Raw genomic sequence first — 16,151 nt, 5'->3', positions numbered from 1 at the left:
GAAAGACGCCGAGCGGACGGCCTCATGTGGCATTATGCTATTGAAAAGTATACGTATTTTTCCTTGACTCCAGGTTGCTAACGGCGCTGTAAGTAGGTTGCCCCTAGCGGGTGAACACACGCTCAACGGGTCCATCCAAGGACCCACTCAAAGGGAGGACTATCATGATCAAGACGCTTTCCATCGCCGCCGCGGCGCTCGCTTCCGTCGCTCTGGCTTCCCCCAGCTTCGCCCAATCCTTCTCGCCCAGCTCGGGCAGCGTATCGGGATCAGGTTCGGTCGTCCTGTCTCAGACGACCGTCGTGACCTGCAATGTCTCCATCACCGCAAGCCCGCTGAGCGCGACCAGCGCGCCCATTCCGACCCGCAGCATCACGCCCGGCAGCGCCCTCTGCTTCGCCGTCGGACCCTACGGATCCTGGAGCGCCGCCGTGGTGCCGGGATCGACCACGTCGATCTCCCTGACCATCGGCGCCAACACCGTGGCCAACGACCCCTGCTACGGCACTGTCGTCGCCGCCTGGAACAATGCGACCAGCACGGCCACCTTCAGCAACAATGTGCTGCCGCCCGTAAACGCCGGCGGTCGCAGCTGCACGATCCGCAGCGGCTCGATCCGCATTCCAGGCCTGCAGATCCTTTAAGCCCGGCGCTCCCCTGGATCCCAAACCTGAAAAACCTCGCCGGGCGTCTCTGACGCCCGGCCCTTTTCGCTTTCCCCCTCGGCGAGGCGAGCTGGATCGTCATGCCGTGATCGAGGTCGCGTATTTCATGGGACTTACGATCCAGGACGGGGGTTGATCGTCCATGCTGGCCCTTCTGGCTCTCATCCCCGTCCAGGAAGCGCCGCCCGCTTCGCCTTCGCCCGCCCAGCTAGAAGAGGTCGAAGTGGTCGGGCGACGCGGTGCGGCCAGGGTCGCGCCAGAGCAGGAGCTTGGGCCCGAAGAAATCGACAACCTCGGCGCCTACGACATAGGCGAGGTGATCGCTCGCCTCAGCGAACGTCTGGGCTTCCAGCAACCGCCCGTTGTGATCGTGAACGGCCGCCCGGTCGTGGACGCCCGAAACTTCACGGGCTTCCCACCCGACGCCCTGGTCCGCGTCGAAGCCCTGCCGCCGCAGGCGGGCGCCCTCTACGGCGGCGATCCTGGGCGGCGGGTCGTCAACATCGTTCTTGAGCCCGAGTTCAGAAGCCGTGACGCTCTGGCGAAGGCGTCCCGGCCGACAGCCGGCGGAACGACGACCCTCTCGCTCGACGCACGCCAATCAGAAATCCAGGGATCCTCGACCTTCCAGATGGGCCTTCAGGGCGCGAGGACCACGCCGCTCTGGGCGGACGAGCGGCCAGGCTATGGTCGAGACCATCCGGGCGGCGGCGGAAACACGCTCCGCCCGCAGGCGCAGACGGGCTCGGTGAATCTATCGGCGACCGGAACCCTGTCAGACTGGTCGACCTCGTTCAGCGCAAATCTGCAGACCCGGCAGGACCGCTTCGTCTCAAGTTCGGTCGCAGCTGCGGACAGGGCGGAGACCCGACAGGAAACAGACGCCCTGACCATGGCCGGGGGCCTGGCGGGGCGCGCCCTGGGATGGTCGGTGAGATGGGGGCTCGATGGTCTGGTCTCGGAAGGCCGGCAAAGGGGCGCGACGGATGTGACGGCCCGCACGGTGTCGGCCGTCGCGAAACTCTCGGCCGACCGGACCCTGATCGACCTGCCGGCGGGGCCCGCCCAGATGACGGTCGATACGCAGTATCTTCGCTCCAGATCCGACATCAGGGCCGCCGGCGTAACCGCAACCCCCTCGTCCCGCGCGCTCGAGCTCCGATCCGGCCTGACGCTGCCGGTCACGTCCTCGCAGTCAGACCGGGGCGGACCCCGGCGGTTGCTCGGCGACCTGGCGCTCAATCTGGGCGGCCGCCTCAGACTGCTCGACGAGGCCGACGCCCAGGGGACGGGGCTGAACGCCGGCGTCGCCTGGTCGCCGTCCGGGAGAGTCCGTCTGGGCGCGCAATTCGCTCAGGCGACCGATGCGCCCACCCGTGAACAGCGGTTCGACCCGATCCGCTATGGGCCGCCGCGCACCTTCTATGACTTCCGCCGCGGCGAGGCCGTCGAGATCCAGCCGATTCTCGGCGGCGCCCCGGATCTTCAGGCCCAGGAGACGCAAACCCTGTCCCTCTCGGGATCGACGGGCCCCTTCGGCGCGTGGGGTCTTCAGGCCAGTGTCGATCTTCAGAACACGCGGGCGACGAATGCGATCGGAGCCCTTCCCGCCCTGACGCCGGCGACCGAGACGGCCTTTCCGGACCGTATCCTGCGCGACGCCTCAGGTCGCCTGACGGGCATCGACCAGCGGCCGATCAATCTCAAGGCGATCTCGTCCCAAACCCTCTCGTCGGGCCTGACCGCCAATATTCCGCTCGGGAGCGGGGCGCCGGAGGCGTCCAGGCGGGGCTCCGTCCAGGTCGCCTTCAACCACACCTGGCGGCTGGAGGATCGCATCACGATAAACGAAGCCCTACCCCGCCTTGATCAACTCGCCGGAGACGGCGGCGGCCTGTCGCGTCATCAGTTGGCGTTGCGGCTCGACGGACGATACGCGCGATGGGGTTTGAACCTTGCGGCGACCTGGCGAAGCGGCGCGCGCCTTCGTCGCGATCTGGGGCAGGACGGCCCTGACGATCTGCTTCTGTCGCCCCTGACCCTGATCGGCTTCACCCTCAGCACCGTCCTGTCGTCGCCCAGGAGCGAGGCCTCTGACACGGGGCCGCGCCGTCGCACCCAGGGCTTGCGGCTTGAACTGGGGGTGGAGAACCTCTTCGACGCGCGGCCGACCGCGACCCTGGGAGATGGTCGCCCGGCGCCGGCCTATGGTCGCGACGATCAGGACCCCCTGGGCCGCGTCATTCGCCTCAGCCTCAGCCGACGCTTCTGAGCCTCGAGCCCAGCCCCGCCGAGGCGCCCCGGCCCCTAGCCTTGCGTCGACTTGCGCGACGCAAGGCTTTCGTAGACGGCGTCGCGCAGAGACTTGAGGCGGATGTTGAGGTCGCTGAGTTCCGGCATGGTCTGGCCTGAGGCGTCCAGCAGGGCCTCGCCCAGACACCCCGCGCGTTCACGCAGGGCTTGGCCCTCGCTGGTCAGGGTGATCACCACCTGGCGCTCGTTCGCGGGGTTGCGCGCCCGCCGGACAAGGCCGGCGACCTCCAGCCGTTTCAGCAAGGGCGTCATGGTGCTGGGCTCCAGCGCCAATTCGTCGGCGATATCGCCGACCGTCCGGCCGTCCTCCCGCCACAGGACGTTCATCACGAGATACTGCGGATAGGTGACGCCCAGATCGTCCAACAGGGGCTTGTACGCCCGCTGGATGGCCATGCCGGTCGAATAGACGGTGAAGCAAAGCTGGTCCTCCATCGGGACCGGACCTTTGGATTTGGACATTCCGACCTACTCGCTCCTGCACAGGACGAGAGTATATCGCGATAATTATTCTCTTAACAAGACCGATGGCCTGCCTCGCCAGGCCCGTCTCATCGTGGGCCGGTCCCGGGATTGGATGCGGCGCGCTTCGAAGTGGACGCGCGAAAGGGGCAGCCGGCGGGAATAATTGGCCCTCTTGAGACGTCTAACGTCAGAGCCGCCCGCCCGAGCCAAAGCCGACCATGCCGAACACCTTACTTGTGCATATCCGCGGCGGCCCTCGCAGTCCTGCGACGGGTGGTGGACCAGCCGCCGCTCTTGGCCAGCTTGGCGTTCATTCCGACCCTCACGGAGGGCTGACGCCATGCCCGGCGCCCCGCCTCAGACCGGGAGGCGACAGAAAGTTATATATCGCGATAAATATTGGCTTGACAGAACTCCGGCGCTTCACGCATCTTCTTTTAGCGCGATAACTGTTATCGCGATACCACCTTCACTCTCACGTCCGCCACCACCGTCCCAACCCAGCTCCAAAGGAAACGACCATGATCAAGTTTCGCAACATCCTCCTCGCCGCCGTCGGCGCCGCCAGCATCGGCGGAGCCGCTCAGGCCCAGTCCGTCCAGACGATTCCGGCGGCTCAGACCGTCCGCAACGTCGTTCTCGTCCACGGCGCCTTCGCCGACGGCTCGGGCTGGAGGGCCGTCTATGACGACCTGACCGCTCGCGGATACCGGGTGACCATCGTCCAGAACCCCCTCACCTCCCTGGCCGACGACGTGGCCGCCACGCGGCGCGCCCTCGCCCGCCAGGACGGCGGAACCATTCTTGTCGGCCACTCGTGGGGCGGCGTGGTGATCACCGAGGCCGGCGTCGACGAAAAGGTGAAGGGCCTGGTCTATGTCTCCGCCCTGACCGCCGATGTCGGCGAGACGGCCGGGGACCAGTATAAGGGCTTCGGCATCCCCTCGACCTTCGTGATCGAGGAACAGGCCGACGGATTCGGCTTCATCAGCGCCGAACGCTTCCAGGAGGGGTTCGCCGCCGACGTCGGCGACGCGGACGCCGCCTTCATGCGCGACTCTCAAGTGTCCATCGCCATGTCGGCCTTCGCCACGCCGGTCACCCAGGCCGCCTGGAGGACGCGCCCGAGCTGGTTCATCGTCGCCACCGAGGACGCCGCCATCGCCCCGGCCATGCTGCGTCAGCAGGCCGAGAAGATCGGCGCCGTCAAGGTCGAGATTCGCGCCAGCCACGTCCCGATGATCTCACAACCGCACGCCGTCGCCGACGTGATCGACCAGGCCGCCCGCAGCGCCGGCGACCGGCCGAACTGACGCCTGCAAACCCACCGAAACCCTCGCCTCAAACCACCCTCTCAAAGGACATAGCCATGACTTACCTGACCCTCTCCGACGACACCCGCCTGTTCTACAAGGACTGGGGCCCCAAGGACGCCCAACCGATCGTCTTCCACCACGGCTGGCCGCTCAGCGCCGACGACTGGGACAACCAGATGCTGTTCTTCCTGGACAAGGGATTTCGCGTCATCGCCCATGACCGCCGCGGCCACGGTCGATCGGATCAGACCGACACGGGCAATGACATGGACACCTACGCCGCGGACGTCGCGGAACTGGCCGAGGCGCTCGACCTGAAGAACGCCATCCATATCGGTCACTCCACCGGCGGGGGCGAGGTCATCCGCTACGTCGCCCGCAGCCGGCCCGGCCGCGTCGCCAAGGCCGTGCTGATCGGCGCCGTGCCGCCGATCATGCTGGCTACGGCGGCCTATCCCGGCGGTCTGCCGATGGCGGTGTTCGACGGGTTCCGCGACGCGTTCAAGCAGAACCGCGCGCAGTTCTTCCTCGATGTGCCGTCGGGTCCCTTCTACGGCTTCAACCGAGAAGGGGCGGAGGTGAGCGAAGGCCTGATCCGCAACTGGTGGCGCCAGGGCATGGCGGGCGGCGCAAAGGCCCAATACGATTGCATCACCGCCTTCTCCGAAACCGACTTCACCGAGGACCTGAAGGCCGTGTCCCTGCCGGTGCTACTGCTGCATGGCGAGGACGATCAGGTCGTGCCGATCGACGCGTCCGCGCGCCAGGCTGTCAAGCTGCTGTCGAACGGAACGCTGAAGACCTATCCCGGCCTGTCCCACGGGCTGTTCGCCACCCATCCGGACGTCGTCAACGCCGACCTGCTGGCGTTCATTCAAGGATAGGCAGGGTCTAGCGGCCGAATGCAGGGAACCGGGCCTCTCGGCATTCGGCTTCCGGGCCGGGGGTCACAGACTCCAGGCCCGGAATGATGTTGAGCGTGTCCTCCACGGCCCCCGGGGTTGACCCGCACACCCGCCAGCTAGCCAGCCTGCCCGAAGTTGGCGTTCACGCCGCGCCGTGTGTCGCCTCGATCATGGGCGCGCGCGGATCTCCCCGGCGATCGGCAAGTTCGACGGAGCTAACGAGACGATATCGGTGGATACCGCCCGAAGCTTCAATCAGCAGTATGTCGGTCAGTTCTCTTTCATCGAACCAATCCGGCACCTGATCACAGGCCGCGAAGGCCTGATCGAAGCACAGCAGAACGGGGCGGGCTTTTCCACCCAGCTGAGCTTCCACGTGGCTTCGACGGTGGATTTTCGAGGGGTCTGGACTTCGGCCAGCAAAAAGCCGCTGAGCGTAGTGCTCAGCGGCTGTTTTGTTTGGGTGCGGGAGTAGGATTTGAACCTACGACCTTCAGGTTATGAGCCTGACGAGCTACCGGGCTGCTCCATCCCGCGGCAAGCGGTAGTCGTGAAGGAAGAACGGTTCGAGAAGCCTGGGCTGAAGTAGCGCGAAGCGCGATAGCCCATGTATTTAGCAATCACTCTGTCCGCCCGGTAGACCCGGCGGCGACCTACTCTCCCGCGCCTTGAGACGAAGTACCATTGGCTCTGGAGGGCTTAACGACCGAGTTCGGAATGGGATCGGGTGGGGAACCTCCGACATAGCCACCGGGTCAACGGGGCGGACAGAGAGATTGCGAAGAAGACATTGTCGTGACGATCATCGGGTCAAGGATGATCATCGAATGAGTTTTGCTGAGAAACGATCAAACCGATCGGATTATTAGTACCAGTAAGCTGCATGGGTCGCCCCACTTCCACACCTGGCCTATCAACGTGGTAGTCTTCCACGATCCTCAGCGAAGCCTTGTTTTGAGGTTAGTTTCCCGCTTAGATGCTTTCAGCGGTTATCTATTCCATACTTAGCTACCCTGCTGCACAGCTGGCGCCATGACAGGTACACCAGAGGTATGTCCATCCCGGTCCTCTCGTACTAGGGACAGATCCTCTCAAGCTTCGAACACCCACGGCAGATAGGGACCAAACTGTCTCACGACGTTCTGAACCCAGCTCACGTACCACTTTAAATGGCGAACAGCCATACCCTTGGGACCTGCTCCAGCCCCAGGATGTGATGAGCCGACATCGAGGTGCCAAACTTTGCCGTCGATATGGACTCTTGGGCAAAATCAGCCTGTTATCCCTAGAGTACCTTTTATCCGTTGAGCGATGGCCCTTCCACTCGGGACCACCGGATCACTATGGCCGACTTGTCTCTGCTCGACTTGTCAGTCTCGCAGTCAGGCGAGCTTATGCCATTGCACTCGACGAGCGATTTCCGACCGCTCTGAGCTCACCATCGCGCGCCTCCGTTACACTTTAGGAGGCGACCGCCCCAGTCAAACTACCCACCACGCCATGTCCCGGGACCGGATAACGGCCCTCGGTTAGACGTCAACGACAGTAAGGGTGGTATTTCAGGACGACTCCACCAGAGCTGGCGCCCCGGTTTCATAGTCTCCCACCTATCCTACACATACGGTCGCTAACGCCAAGGCGAAGCTATAGTAAAGGTTCATAGGGTCTTTCCGTCTGACCGCGGGAACCCCGCATCTTCACGGGGAATTCAATTTCACTGAGCCTATGCTGGAGACAGTGGGGAAGTCGTTACGCCATTCGTGCAGGTCGGAACTTACCCGACAAGGAATTTCGCTACCTTAGGACCGTTATAGTTACGGCCGCCGTTTACCTGGGCTTCAGTTCGTCGCTTTCACAACTCCCTTTAACCTTCAGGCACCGGGCAGGCGTCAGACCCTATACGTCGCATTGCTGCTTCGCAGAGCCCTGTGTTTTTGCTAAACAGTCGCTACCCCCTGGCTTGTGCCACTCAGTCCTGGTTGCCCAGGGTGAGTCACGCTTATTCCGAAGTTACGCGTGCAATTTGCCGAGTTCCTTCAGCATAGTTCTCTCAAACGCCTTGGTATGCTCTACCTGACCACCTGTGTCGGTTTCGGGTACGGTCTCTGCTGGAGTTATTTCCTGGGACAACGCCCCCGCACACACAATCCAATAAGTGGGTACGAGTTAAGCCATCCGTCACTTCCAGCTGGTGCAGGAATATTTACCTGCTTCCCATCGACTACGCTTTTCAGCCTCGCCTTAGGGGCCGACTAACCCTGCGCAGATTAGCTTTACGCAGGAACCCTTGGTCTTTCGGCGAGAGTGTCTCTCACACTCTTATCGTTACTCATGTCAGCATTCTCACTTCCGATACCTCCAGCCAGGCTCACGCCTGACCTTCACCGGCCTACGGAACGCTCCGCTACCGCTTGCAGTAAACTGCAAACCCATATCTTCGGCGCACGGCTTGAGCCCCGTTACATTTTCCGCGCAGGATCGCTTGATCAGTGAGCTGTTACGCTTTCTTTAAAGGATGGCTGCTTCTAAGCCAACCTCCTGATTGTCAAAGCAATCCCACATCGTTTCCCACTTAGCCGTGACTTGGGGGCCTTAGATGATGGTTAGGGTTGTTTCCCTTTTCACGACGGACGTTAGCACCCGCCGTGTGTCTGCCCGATAGTTCTCTTGGGTATTCGGAGTTTGGTTAGTATTGGTACCGCTCGCGCAGCCCGCAACCATCCAGTGCTCTACCCCCCAAGGAATTCGTCGGACGCTCTACCTAAATAGATTTCGCGGAGAACCAGCTATGTCCAGGTTTGATTGGCCTTTCACCCCTATCCACAAGTCATCCCAGAATTTTTCAACATTCACGGGTTCGGTCCTCCAGTTGGTGTTACCCAACCTTCAACCTGCTCATGGATAGATCACCTGGTTTCGGGTCGTCATACGTCGAACTTAGCGCCCTATTCAGACTCGCTTTCGCTGCGCCTACACCTAACGGCTTAAGCTTGCTCGACACATGAAGTCGCTGACCCATTATACAAAAGGTACGCCGTCACCCCGCTTGGGGGCTCCGACTGCTTGTAGGCTTCCGATTTCAGGATCTGTTTCACTCCCCTTGTCGGGGTGCTTTTCACCTTTCCCTCACGGTACTTGTTCACTATCGGTCGTAGAGGAGTACTTAGGCTTGGAGGGTGGTCCCCCCATGTTCAGACAGGATTTCACGTGTCCCGCCCTACTCGAGTCTCTTGCTGTTTGATGACTACGGGGCTTTCACCCACTATGGCCGACCTTTCCAGATCGTTCGTCTTTATTTCACAAGAGCACTGGCCTGGTCCCGGTTCGCTCGCCACTACTACGGGAGTCTCGGTTGATGTCCTTTCCTCCTCCGGGTACTGAGATGTTTCAGTTCCCCGGGTTCGCTTAATGAAGCCTATGTATTCAGCTCATTATACCTTTCAACAATCCGCCAATCGCCGCTCCGGCCGAAACCGAAGCAGAGTTGGAAGACTGTAAAGGTGGGTTTCCCCATTCGGAAATAACCGGATCAAAGGGTGCTAGCGCCTCCCCGGTTCTTATCGCAGCTTGCCACGTCCTTCATCGCCTCTCTACGCCAAGGCATCCGTCAGAAGCCCTTCAACGTTTGATCGTTTCTCAGCAAAACTCATGCTCGGTTTATTCCGCCCGACTGGAAAGTCGCCGGGGGACCGAGCCTGATTTTTGTCAGACAATGTCTTCTTCTCGAACAAGACCTACAAGCTCAGGGGAGCCGGTCACGTTCTTCCTTTACGATTTCAATGCACGCCGGCCTTACGGCCAACGGCAAACTTGAATGCGATCACAAGATCCTGGTGGAGCCAGACGGAGTCGAACCGACGACATCCTGCTTGCAAAGCAGGCGCTCTACCAACTGAGCTATGGCCCCATTTCAACAGGAATGGTGCAAAGCCCAGGAGAGCTGTCATACGATACTGCCTGTGGGCTGGAGGCCAACCCCAGCAACCAGCATGAGCTGGTAGGCCCGGGCAGACTCGAACTGCCGACCTTACGCTTATCAGGCGTACGCTCTAACCACCTGAGCTACGGGCCTATGGCAGCGACAGCCAGGTCAAGAGACCCAGGCTCGCGATCGCGTCACCAATACATCAACCCGTATGGTCGATGCGTCGATGACGAAAGTGGAAAGAGAAACGGAGACGGCGGCATTCCGCATAGTGCTCGGCGCTGTGAAGCGCTCCGCTAAATCGGAGCCTCAATAGACAGCCTCGTGAGAGACGGCCTGGAGAAGCATCCTTAGAAAGGAGGTGATCCAGCCGCAGGTTCCCCTACGGCTACCTTGTTACGACTTCACCCCAGTCGCTGACCCTACCGTGGTCGCCTGCCCCCTTGCGGTCAGCGCAGCGCCTTCGGGTAGAACCAACTCCCATGGTGTGACGGGCGGTGTGTACAAGGCCCGGGAACGTATTCACCGCGGCATGCTGATCCGCGATTACTAGCGATTCCAACTTCATGCCCTCGAGTTGCAGAGGACAATCCGAACTGAGACGACTTTTAAGGATTAACCCTCTGTAGTCGCCATTGTAGCACGTGTGTAGCCCACCCTGTAAGGGCCATGAGGACTTGACGTCATCCCCACCTTCCTCCGGCTTAGCACCGGCAGTCCCATTAGAGTTCCCAACTAAATGATGGCAACTAATGGCGAGGGTTGCGCTCGTTGCGGGACTTAACCCAACATCTCACGACACGAGCTGACGACAGCCATGCAGCACCTGTGTCCTAGTCCCCGAAGGGAAAGCCAGATCTCTCTGGCGGTCCAGGCATGTCAAAAGGTGGTAAGGTTCTGCGCGTTGCTTCGAATTAAACCACATGCTCCACCGCTTGTGCGGGCCCCCGTCAATTCCTTTGAGTTTTAATCTTGCGACCGTACTCCCCAGGCGGATTGCTTAATGCGTTAGCTGCGTCACCGAAATGCATGCATCCCGACAACTAGCAATCATCGTTTACGGCGTGGACTACCAGGGTATCTAATCCTGTTTGCTCCCCACGCTTTCGAGCCTCAGCGTCAGTAATGAGCCAGTATGTCGCCTTCGCCACTGGTGTTCTTCCGAATATCTACGAATTTCACCTCTACACTCGGAGTTCCACATACCTCTCTCACACTCAAGACACCCAGTATCAAAGGCAATTCCGAGGTTGAGCCCCGGGATTTCACCCCTGACTTAAATGTCCGCCTACGCTCCCTTTACGCCCAGTAATTCCGAGCAACGCTAGCCCCCTTCGTATTACCGCGGCTGCTGGCACGAAGTTAGCCGGGGCTTCTTCTGTAGGTACCGTCATTATCGTCCCTACTGAAAGAATTTTACAATCCTAAGACCTTCATCATTCACGCGGCATGGCTGCGTCAGGCTTTCGCCCATTGCGCAAGATTCCCCACTGCTGCCTCCCGTAGGAGTTTGGGCCGTGTCTCAGTCCCAATGTGGCTGATCATCCTCTCAGACCAGCTACTGATCGTCGCCTTGGTGAGCCTTTACCTCACCAACTAGCTAATCAGACGCGGGCCGCTCTAAAGGCGATAAATCTTTCCCCCGAAGGGCACATTCGGTATTAGCACAAGTTTCCCTGAGTTATTCCGAACCTAAAGGCACGTTCCCACGTGTTACTCACCCGTCCGCCACTAACTCCGAAGAGTTCGTTCGACTTGCATGTGTTAGGCCTGCCGCCAGCGTTCGCTCTGAGCCAGGATCAAACTCTCAGGTTGAGTTGACTTCTGACCTAAGCTTGAAGACCACCGAAGTGATCTTGGCATTAGTTCTACGTATTTTATTGACGAGTTCCCACGTCATCGATCCGAAGACCGACGCATGGTATCTTTTCAAAAAGACCGCAGATAGTCAGTGTCGTATAATGACCCGAAGGTCATCGCTAGAACACCGCCGCCTGCGTTTCTCTTTCCATATCAACAATGTCAAAGACCCAGAACCGCCTCAGCGGCCCGACTTGTTTAGCGCCTCGTCGTCGGCGGAGGCGGCGATTTAGAGAACCGCGAACCTCGTGTCAACCGCTCTTTTCAGAGATTTTGCAGAACTAAGACCGAAGCCTCAAAACCACAAAAAACCACCGGAGGAAAACGCAGAGGCTTTCCTCTTAACCGTTCGGCGATTCGATTGGAGCGCGGAACCTATTGAAACCAACCCAGGAAAGCAAGAAGTTTCTCAACTCTTTCTTCCCCTCAAAACCTCCGAAACCAAAGCTCCGAAGCCCTCAGGGCCGGCCCGTTTCCGAGCGAGGCGGTCCTATACGGGCCGCTCTTTTCCGCCGCAACCGGATTCTGACCAAACCATGAAAATTCTCGCGGAGTCGGACTCTTCGAACCCGTGCCGGCGCCCGCTTCAGCCCGTCGCTATATAGGTTCTGAGGCTTTCGGCCTCGCGGGCGTGATCGGCGATCTGACATTTGACGACGTCGCCGATGGAGATGACGCCGACCAGCCGGCCCTCGCTCAGAACCGGCAGATGGCGAATCCGCCGGTCGGTCATCCGCCCCATCACGGCGGACAGGGTTTCTCCCGGTTCGGCGAAGATCACCCGGGCGGACATGTAATCGGAGACGGGACGGCCCAGGGCGTTGGGTCCGTCGACCGCCAGGGCCTTCACCACATCCCTTTCGGAAAAGACGCCGGCGACGGATTCGCCGTCACGGACGACCAGGGCGCCGACGCGTTTGCGCTCCAGCTCTCCGCACGCCTGCGCCACCGTCAGGTCGGACGCGATGGAGAAGACGGCGTTTCCCTTGGTCTTGAGGATCTCGGCGACGAACATCGCGGCTCCTTCTCTATGGTTAGGAGACGACCGCCGGGCCGGGATGGCGACAGGGCCGCTCGATAACCATGATCGCGCAGCCGCGCCCCGGAATCAAACGTCCGATTCGGGCCGGGCCGACGTCCCCATGGGCAAAGGCCCCTTGCCGAAGGCGCGGCCCAAGGGGCCGATGACCAGCAATCCGGCGATGAAGCCGAAGGCGTGGGCTTCCCAGGCGATGCGGGCGCCCTCCGCTCCCGGAGCATAGCCGATCAGCCCGGTGACGGCGTTGACCGCCATCCAGGCGATGGACGCCCCGATCACGCGCCGATCGAACAGGTTCAGCACCCTGCCCCGTCCGCCCATCAGGCGGGTCGCTGCTCCAATCAGGCCGAACACGGCCCCCGACGCTCCCACCATGGCCTCGGTCGAGCCCCAGTGGACCAGGCCGTAGCCCAGGGCCGCAACCACGCCGCACCCGATATAGAAGAGCAGGAAGACGGTCGGCCCGATCCGGTCGCCGAACAGCCGGGCCACGGGGGCGCCGAAGGCCAGGGCGCCGATCGCATTCATTAGGGCGTGGGTCCAACTGCCATGCAGCAGCATGGCGGTGAACAAGCCGCCCCACCGCCCGTTCTGCAGATCGATGGGTGCGAAGGCCATGGCTGCGCCCATGTCCGGCAACTGGCGCTGGAAGAAAAACAGCACGGGCATCGACAGGGCGATCAGCACCACCGCGACCGGGGCGTTGAACAGTCTTTCGGACTTTGGCCCTTCTGAATTCGGGGGCGCTGCGAATCGGCCATCGGGGTCGGACATGCCTCACCAATGCGCAACGATTTCTGCGATCTCAAGCGCTTCTTAATAACCTTAACGCAGTTTGGGGTGCGGATCGTGGTTTCGGTCCGTCGTCCGTTTGCGCGCCAGGAGTATTATCCATGCCGGTCAAGAGGCTGATCGCCACCCTGCCGACCGTGCTTGCGACCCTGTTCGTCGCCGCCGCCCCGTCTATCGCCATGGCCCAGACGACGGGCTCCGGCGGCGCCGCCCGCTTCCAGCAGGGCTATGGCTCCGCGCGCAACCTGACCAACACCGCCGCCACCGGTTTGACCCGCGACGCCAACGGCAATCGCCTGATCGTCAACGGCCTCATCCAGTCCGGCGCCTCTTCCTATTCCAGCCAGTCCGGCGGCGTGGCCTCGGCCTATGCCGGGGCGGGCTCGTCTTCCGGCAACGGCACGACCATCGGCGGCTCCACCGCCATCGGCAATCAGTTGAACGTCGTGGTCCAGGGCAGCCACAACACCGTCATCGTCAATTCGAAACAGACCAACAACGGCGACATCAACGCCGGCACGGCCCTGAACGGAAACATCACCCTGCCATGAGCCGCCCTCCTCTCCTTCGCACCGGCGCCGTCGTGACCGCTGCGGCCCTGCTGCTCGCCGGCTGCGTCAGCCCGGTGGCCGGGCCGTCGGGTCAATATGCGACGCCGATCGGCAATGCGCCGGTCACGGCCAACCCCACCCCCTATTCGGCGGCGCTCTATTGCCTGGCCGACTACGCCCGCCGCTACAACCTGCCCTCGCCGCGCATGGCCGTGGGCCGGATCAGCGACTACACCGGCACCGTCTCCTCGGACGGCGGACGCCAGATCACCGGCGGCGCCTCGCTGATGGCGAACTCGGCCCTGGCCAAGGCCGGCGCCCGGATCGTCGAACGCTACGACACCTCGGTGTCCGAGCTGGAGCTGCGCTACGCCAACAACAAGCTGATCGGCGACAACACCCCCGGCGCCCAGGGACCGGAAGACACCCAGTACCGCCGCATCCTGGCCGGCCAGGTGCCCGGCTCGGACTTCTACATCGTCGGCGGCGTCACCGAGGTGAACTACAACATCCGCTCGGGCGGCTTCGACGCCGCTGGAGGCCAGGTGGACAGCGACCGTCCCGGCTCGGGCATCGCCACCTACCGCACCTATGTGATGAACATCGCCATGGATCTGCGGCTGGTTCAGACCACCACCCTCGAGGTCGTGGACGTCGTCTCGTACCAGAAGCAGATCATCGGCCGCGAGATCTCGGCCGGGGTGTTCGACTTCCTGAACGGCAATGTCTTCGACATCTCGGCCGGGTCCGGCGGGATGGAGCCGACGCAGCTGGCCGTGCGCGCCCTGGTCGAACGGGCCACGGTCGAGTTCATGGCCAATCTCTATGGGGCGCCCGGCCCCGAAATCTGCCTCAACGCCGCCAACGACCCGCTTGGCGATTCCGCTGTCGGTCCGACCGGCGGCTATTATCCGGCCTACCCCACCACGGAGACGAACAATGGCCAGACCCGCGCCGATCCGTCTCGCTGGCATGATCGCCGCGACGGCGACGTTCGCCCTAGCCGCTACTGAGACGACGGCGCAGGAGACGCCGCTCTGCGATCCGCAGACCGACCCGACCTGCACTACCCAGACCCAGTCCGGCGACGTGACCGGGTCGGTGAACCTGAACGTCACGGTCGATCAGCTCGAGGTGACCAATTCGGCCACGGGCAATTCGCTCGCGGGCGGGATCGAGGATTCGTCCGGGTCCCTGACGGCGCGCCAGACCATGACCGGCGCGACACGCGCTGACACGACCCTCGTCCTGAACGGCGAGTCGGACGGGGTGATCGGATCGACGACCCTGGCGCGCGGCGATTATCTGGGCGTCTCCACTGACGGCGCGACCTTCGCCCTTGATGCGGCCCAGGTCGCGACCGGCGATGACGTCACCGCCCGCACCGTCGTCCAGTCGCCGACCGGCCATATGCTGGCCGGCGGTTTCGCCGGCACGGCGGCCGTCGCCAACAGCGTCGCCCTGGGCGGTCCGTCCTCCTCCATCACCGGCGCAGTCGATCAGTCGGCCCAGACCACCGTCCTGGCCGAGACGGTCGCCGACGTGCAGTACATCCCCGCCCCCGCCGACTTCTCGTCCCAGGCCGTGGCCAACGCCGTCCAGGCCTCGACCACCGGCGCCTCTCACCAGGATCTGACGGTGCGCCAGACCAACGCCGCCTCGACGATTGAGGCGCGCACCGACGTCTATGTCGACAACGCCTGGAACCTGGCCGCCCGCGCCAAGGCCGGGGCCAACCAGACCGTCCTGTCCAACGCCGGCGGCTCCCTGGTCGCCGCGACCGACCAGACCAACCAGGGCCGGGTCCGCGCCGTCTCCCGGGCCCGGACCAATCTGCAGGGCCAGACCACCGTCTCGGCCCGCGCCGTCGCCAATGAAGTGATCGCCGGCAACACCGACATCTATCTGGCGCTGGACAACACCCAGCTGAACACCGGCGGGGTCGAGGCGACGGCGACCTATACGGGCGTCAGCGGCTATGACGCCTATGTCGGCGCCGAGGCCGTCGGCAACAGCGTCACCGGTTCCGCCTGTTCCCAGTGCGGCGGCGAGGTCAACATCACCAACAATCAGACCAACAACGCCGCCGTCACCGCCACGACCAACGCCACCATCGGCTCCGGCCGCGCCGCCGTGATCGGGACCACCGCCGTCGGCAACAGCGCGACCTTCTATGTGAGCCGTCCGGGCGGGTGAGGCGGATATTCGACCCCGAAAGGCGGTCGAAACTTCTATGTTGAAACGCATCCTCCCAACATCCCGCGTCAGCGACCGCCTCGATATAGGGGCAAGGTCTCGTTCTGTGCCCAAGGCAGCTACA

The 16,151-nt window shown here is 62.4% G+C and carries 11 protein-coding genes, 3 tRNA genes and 3 rRNA genes; 8 read left to right on the top strand and 9 right to left on the bottom strand.

The genetic code is table 11. From position 1 onward, the window contains the following. The first annotated feature begins 164 nt into the window (after positions 1-164). Both GYM46_RS12580 and GYM46_RS12575 read left to right on the top strand, forming a co-directional pair. Positions 165-644: a hypothetical protein gene (locus GYM46_RS12580; RefSeq protein ID WP_008260144.1), complete on the top strand. Its 480-nt coding sequence runs from the start codon at positions 165-167 to the stop codon at positions 642-644. 163 nt (positions 645-807) lie between these two features. Further along, the gene (locus tag GYM46_RS12575; protein WP_008261188.1) at positions 808-2,937 is read left to right on the top strand and encodes a TonB-dependent receptor domain protein; all 2,130 of its coding nucleotides are present in this window, start codon (positions 808-810) and stop codon (positions 2,935-2,937) included. A 35-nt stretch (positions 2,938-2,972) separates the two neighbouring features. On the opposite strand, the gene GYM46_RS12570 is transcribed toward GYM46_RS12575, so the two are convergent. Continuing rightward, positions 2,973-3,440, bottom strand: a complete 468-nt coding sequence (locus tag GYM46_RS12570) for a MarR family winged helix-turn-helix transcriptional regulator (RefSeq protein WP_035309100.1) — start codon at positions 3,438-3,440, stop codon at positions 2,973-2,975. A 524-nt stretch (positions 3,441-3,964) separates the two neighbouring features. On the opposite strand from GYM46_RS12570, the gene GYM46_RS12565 reads away from it, so the two are divergent. From GYM46_RS12565 to GYM46_RS12555, 3 genes are all read left to right on the top strand, one after another. Then, complete coding sequence (locus tag GYM46_RS12565) at positions 3,965-4,756, top strand: alpha/beta fold hydrolase (RefSeq protein WP_008259602.1); 792 nt, start codon at positions 3,965-3,967, stop codon at positions 4,754-4,756. Between the two features lie 56 nt (positions 4,757-4,812). Continuing rightward, complete coding sequence (locus GYM46_RS12560; RefSeq protein ID WP_008264056.1) at positions 4,813-5,643, top strand: alpha/beta fold hydrolase; 831 nt, start codon at positions 4,813-4,815, stop codon at positions 5,641-5,643. 175 nt (positions 5,644-5,818) lie between these two features. Continuing rightward, positions 5,819-6,139, top strand: coding sequence for a hypothetical protein (locus tag GYM46_RS12555; protein WP_008263495.1), 321 nt, complete (start codon positions 5,819-5,821; stop codon positions 6,137-6,139). Here GYM46_RS12555 and GYM46_RS12550 read toward each other — a convergent pair. The 8 genes from GYM46_RS12550 to GYM46_RS12515 all read right to left on the bottom strand — a co-directional run bounded on the left by GYM46_RS12550 (position 6,125) and on the right by GYM46_RS12515 (position 13,262). Next, a tRNA-Met gene (locus tag GYM46_RS12550) sits at positions 6,125-6,201 on the bottom strand. The genes GYM46_RS12555 and GYM46_RS12550 overlap by 15 nt on opposite strands. 103 nt (positions 6,202-6,304) lie before the next feature. Further along, positions 6,305-6,419: ribosomal RNA gene (rrf, locus tag GYM46_RS12545) — 5S ribosomal RNA — on the bottom strand. Between the two features lie 89 nt (positions 6,420-6,508). Beyond that, positions 6,509-9,295 (bottom strand): 23S ribosomal RNA (locus tag GYM46_RS12540). Positions 9,296-9,495: 200 nt separating this feature from the next. Continuing rightward, positions 9,496-9,571, bottom strand: a tRNA-Ala gene (locus GYM46_RS12535). An 88-nt stretch (positions 9,572-9,659) separates the two neighbouring features. After that, a tRNA-Ile gene (locus GYM46_RS12530) sits at positions 9,660-9,736 on the bottom strand. 207 nt (positions 9,737-9,943) lie between these two features. Then, positions 9,944-11,404: ribosomal RNA gene (locus GYM46_RS12525) — 16S ribosomal RNA — on the bottom strand. The 16S, 23S and 5S rRNA genes sit together here with 3 tRNA genes alongside, the layout of an rRNA operon. Positions 11,405-12,035: 631 nt before the next feature. Further along, positions 12,036-12,464, bottom strand: coding sequence for a CBS domain-containing protein (locus GYM46_RS12520; RefSeq protein ID WP_008261184.1), 429 nt, complete (start codon positions 12,462-12,464; stop codon positions 12,036-12,038). Positions 12,465-12,557: 93 nt separating this feature from the next. Beyond that, positions 12,558-13,262: a rhomboid family intramembrane serine protease gene (locus GYM46_RS12515; RefSeq protein WP_008263420.1), complete on the bottom strand. Its 705-nt coding sequence runs from the start codon at positions 13,260-13,262 to the stop codon at positions 12,558-12,560. 119 nt (positions 13,263-13,381) lie between these two features. Here GYM46_RS12515 and hfaA point away from each other — a divergent pair, with 119 nt between their 5' ends. Genes hfaA through hfaD form a run of 3 tightly spaced genes read left to right on the top strand, consistent with a single transcriptional unit; the run spans position 13,382 to position 16,027 of the window. Then, entirely contained in the window at positions 13,382-13,831 is a 450-nt protein-coding gene (hfaA, locus tag GYM46_RS12510; protein ID WP_008264276.1) for a holdfast anchoring protein HfaA, read from the top strand. Then, a complete protein-coding gene (hfaB, locus tag GYM46_RS12505) occupies positions 13,828-14,844 on the top strand; it encodes a holdfast anchoring protein HfaB (protein WP_035310629.1) in 1,017 nt (338 codons plus the stop codon). Before hfaA ends, hfaB begins: the two co-directional genes overlap by 4 nt. Further along, the gene (gene hfaD / locus GYM46_RS12500) at positions 14,771-16,027 is read left to right on the top strand and encodes a holdfast anchor protein HfaD (protein ID WP_198004293.1); all 1,257 of its coding nucleotides are present in this window, start codon (positions 14,771-14,773) and stop codon (positions 16,025-16,027) included. Before hfaB ends, hfaD begins: the two co-directional genes overlap by 74 nt. Positions 16,028-16,151: the final 124 nt, after the last annotated feature.

The sequence above is a fragment of the Brevundimonas mediterranea genome (assembly GCF_011064825.1).
Lineage (GTDB): Bacteria > Pseudomonadota > Alphaproteobacteria > Caulobacterales > Caulobacteraceae > Brevundimonas > Brevundimonas mediterranea_A.
Note: the sequence above shows the minus strand (reverse complement) of the source record. Positions and strands in the feature narration are given on the sequence as shown.

Bases quoted from the DNA above. Each gene is read 5' to 3' on its own strand.
- GYM46_RS12580 (WP_008260144.1), top strand. From the start codon at position 165: ATGATCAAGACGCTTTCCATCGCCGCCGCGGCGCTCGCTTCCGTCGCT.
- GYM46_RS12575 (WP_008261188.1), top strand. From the start codon at position 808: ATGCTGGCCCTTCTGGCTCTCATCCCCGTCCAGGAAGCGCCGCCCGCT.
- GYM46_RS12570 (WP_035309100.1), bottom strand. From the start codon at position 3,440: ATGTCCAAATCCAAAGGTCCGGTCCCGATGGAGGACCAGCTTTGCTTC.
- GYM46_RS12565 (WP_008259602.1), top strand. From the start codon at position 3,965: ATGATCAAGTTTCGCAACATCCTCCTCGCCGCCGTCGGCGCCGCCAGC.
- GYM46_RS12560 (WP_008264056.1), top strand. From the start codon at position 4,813: ATGACTTACCTGACCCTCTCCGACGACACCCGCCTGTTCTACAAGGAC.
- GYM46_RS12520 (WP_008261184.1), bottom strand. From the start codon at position 12,464: ATGTTCGTCGCCGAGATCCTCAAGACCAAGGGAAACGCCGTCTTCTCC.
- GYM46_RS12515 (WP_008263420.1), bottom strand. From the start codon at position 13,262: ATGTCCGACCCCGATGGCCGATTCGCAGCGCCCCCGAATTCAGAAGGG.
- hfaA (WP_008264276.1), top strand. From the start codon at position 13,382: ATGCCGGTCAAGAGGCTGATCGCCACCCTGCCGACCGTGCTTGCGACC.
- hfaB (WP_035310629.1), top strand. From the start codon at position 13,828: ATGAGCCGCCCTCCTCTCCTTCGCACCGGCGCCGTCGTGACCGCTGCG.
- hfaD (WP_198004293.1), top strand. From the start codon at position 14,771: ATGGCCAGACCCGCGCCGATCCGTCTCGCTGGCATGATCGCCGCGACG.